The sequence below is a fragment of the Bradyrhizobium sp. UFLA05-108 genome (assembly GCF_059803455.1).
Window position 1 is genome coordinate 1 of record NZ_JBANAZ010000162.1, and the last position, 2,750, is coordinate 2,750.

The window sequence follows — 2,750 nt, forward strand, 5'->3', positions numbered from 1 at the left end:
CTGACCAGCCGCAACATTCCGCCGCCGCGTGGCGGTGATGCCTGGAATGCGATGTCAGTCATGCGCGCGATGAAGCGGCTGCGCATCGCGGGCAAATGACTCGCACCATCTGCGATCCCAACTGGATGTTGATGTGCGCGTTGTGGCAGTCGCAGCGTAAGCGCTAAGCCGATACCCTGGCTTCCGTCTTAGATTAGATGTGCGAAGAAGCCTCCGGCTTGAACGGAGGTTTGGGATGGAGTTGGACGGCAAAAAGGACGTCCATTTGGACGGCTCGTCGGTTGGGTCGGTCAGCCGGCTTGAAGTGCTTGAAGGACCGTCCGGGCTTCGTGTGCGTTCGGAGGCTGAGCGGGCTCGGATCGTCGCCGAAAGTCTGCTGCCCGGCGCTCAGGCGTCGGAAGTAGCGCGCAAGCACGGGGCGACGCGCTGGCAGATTTACGATGGGCGACGACGCTTTCGCCAGCGAGGCGAATTGCCGTCGTGCGGGGCATCGCAGCCGCCGTTCGCGCCGCTGGTTGTGGAGGGGCCGTTAGAGGAATGTCACGTTCCGGCGGCCAAGCTCGAAATTGCGATTGGCGACGTCGTCGTGCAGACAGACGCGGCGATAGATGGAGAGCAGCTGTCTCGGGTGATCCGCGCGGTGCGAGCGTCACGATGATTGTACCTGGCGCCGAGTTGAAGATTTATATCGCGACGCGTCCTGTCGACTTCCGCTGCGGCCACGATGGGCTTGCTGCCAAGGTGCAGGAGATGCTTGGTCTCGACCCATTGAGCGGTGCGGCCTACGTGTTCCGGTCGAAACGGGCGGACCGGATCATGATTCTGGTTTGGGATCGAACGGGCCTGGTGTTGGTGTACAAACGCCTTGAGGGCTGCAAGTTCGTATGGCCAAAGATTGCGGACGGTGTGATGCGGATATCGCCGGCGATGTTCGCGGCATTGTTCGAAGGCTTGGACTGGAGGTTGGTCCGCCCGGAGGAAGCGCGTCGCCCACAGATCGCTGGATAACTGCGGCCGAGTTGGGCATGGCGCCGGCGGCGCAGATGTGCTCGACATGGCGCATGAGCACCGCGACGCTTCGCGACGATAATGAACGCTTGAAGGCGCTTTTGGCGCAAACGCAGGCGGCGTTGAGCGAGCATCAAGCGGCGCTGGCAATGTCGGAAGAAGCGCGGCGCCGGTTGGAGGTCATTCTCGGCGAACTACGCCGGGAGAAGTTCGGAGCGAAGTCCGAGAAGCTGCGGCCAGATCAATATCATTTGCCGCTCGAAGACGTGGAGATCGCGCAAGGCGTCCTGGACGCGGCGCAGGAGAAGGCTGCGGCGGTCATCAGGGGCCGATCGCGCGCTGGATCGGATCAGGACCGTCATCGCAATCGGGGCTGCTTGCCTGCCCATTTGCCGCAGGTGGAGCGGATCATCGAGGCTGCGAGCACGCTGTGTCCGTGCGGTTGCGGCGCGATGACGAAGATCGGCGAGGACGTCAGCAAACGCCTTGACGTGATTCCGGCACAATGGCGCGTGCTGGTCACGCGCCGCCCGAAATACGTCTGCCGTCGCTGCTCGGGCGCTGTCGTGCAGGCACACGCGGCCGAGCATGTCGTGCCCGGCGGGCTGCCGACCGAAGCGGCCATTGCACACGTGATCGTCTCCAAGTTCGGCGACGATACGCCGTTACCGTCAGGCCGAAATCTATGCGCGACAGGGGATCCGGCTTGATCGGGCGACATTGGGCAATTGGTCAGGTCGCGCCTGCTTCCATCTGCAGCCCGTTGCCGACCACATGCGCCGCCATCTGGCAGCGGCGGATCGCCTGTTCATGGATGAAACCACGGCGCCGGTGCTCGATGCCGGGCGTGGTCAAACGAAGAGGGGCTACTTCTGGGCGATCGTCTCCGACGACCGCGGCCATAGCGGCCCAAGTCCGCCGATCGTGCTGTTCCGATATGCCCCCGGTCGCAGCGGTGCCTGCCTTCGCTGAGCAGTTCCTGGACGGCTTCAACGGACGCTTCCTGCAATGCGATGCCTATGACGGTTATGATCGGCTGATCGAAGTCGCCCGACGCAAGGGCCATGGACGCTCGTACATTGCTGGAGCCATTTGCGCCGGCGCTTCGTCAAATTGGCCCGTAACAGTAAATCGCCGATCGCCGAGGCCGCCGTCCGGCGGATCGCACAGCTCTACGCCATCGAAGCCACAGTCCGCGGTTCATCGCCGGACGTCCGGCTGGCTGCGCGCAAGGAACATTCGCTGCCGCTCGTCGAGGCGTTGAAGCCATGGTTCGAGAAACAACTGTCGATGATCTCGAGCGGCTCGACGCTCGCTGATGACATCCGCTACGCGCTCAATCATTGGCAGGGGCTGACGCGCTTCCTCGATGACGGGCGTCTCGAGCTCGACACCAATCCGGTTGAAAACGCGAAATCCGGCCGATCTGCTTGACCAGAAAAAACGCGCTCCTTCGCCGGTCACGAGGTCGGAGCCGAAAACTGGGCTTTGCTCGCATCCATCGTGGCGACCTGCAAGCTCAACGACGTCAACCCGGTCACCTACATCGCCGATACACTCGAGGCGATCATCCCCGGCCATCCTCAAAGCAAAATTGACGACCTCATGCCATGGCGGTTCCGCAAAACGTCAAGCCGGCATCAATAGGGTCGGCTAAGCGCTTACGTCGCAGCGCGTCTGAGCACACTCCATTCAGGAGAGGCTTAGGCGGCTTTCAATCGCCCGCCCGGCACAAAGGCGGT

The 2,750-nt window shown here is 62.7% G+C and carries 4 protein-coding genes and 1 pseudogene; all 5 read left to right on the forward strand.

Features of this window, described 5'->3' with window-relative positions; all coding sequences use genetic code 11:
• Positions 1-235: 235 nt before the first annotated feature.
• Positions 236-658, forward strand: coding sequence for a transposase (locus SO140_RS45540; protein ID WP_449384683.1), 423 nt, complete (start codon positions 236-238; stop codon positions 656-658).
• Between the two features lie 17 nt (positions 659-675).
• Positions 676-1,008 (forward strand): IS66 family insertion sequence element accessory protein TnpB, encoded by a 333-nt coding sequence (gene tnpB, locus SO140_RS45545; RefSeq protein WP_474805036.1) that lies wholly within the window; start codon positions 676-678, stop codon positions 1,006-1,008.
• A 53-nt stretch (positions 1,009-1,061) separates the two neighbouring features.
• On the forward strand, positions 1,062-1,718 hold the full coding sequence (locus tag SO140_RS45550) for an IS66 family transposase zinc-finger binding domain-containing protein (RefSeq protein WP_449384685.1): 657 nt from the start codon (positions 1,062-1,064) through the stop codon (positions 1,716-1,718).
• Between the two features lie 10 nt (positions 1,719-1,728).
• Positions 1,729-2,442: pseudogene (locus tag SO140_RS45555) on the forward strand (IS66 family transposase).
• Between the two features lie 54 nt (positions 2,443-2,496).
• Entirely contained in the window at positions 2,497-2,655 is a 159-nt protein-coding gene (locus SO140_RS45560) for a transposase domain-containing protein (RefSeq protein ID WP_449384686.1), read from the forward strand.
• Positions 2,656-2,750 lie beyond the last annotated feature (95 nt).

Excerpts from the sequence above, each read along its gene's own strand:
- SO140_RS45540 (WP_449384683.1), top strand. The coding sequence starts at position 236 with ATGGAGTTGGACGGCAAAAAGGACGTCCATTTGGACGGCTCGTCGGTT.
- SO140_RS45550 (WP_449384685.1), top strand. The coding sequence starts at position 1,062 with ATGAGCACCGCGACGCTTCGCGACGATAATGAACGCTTGAAGGCGCTT.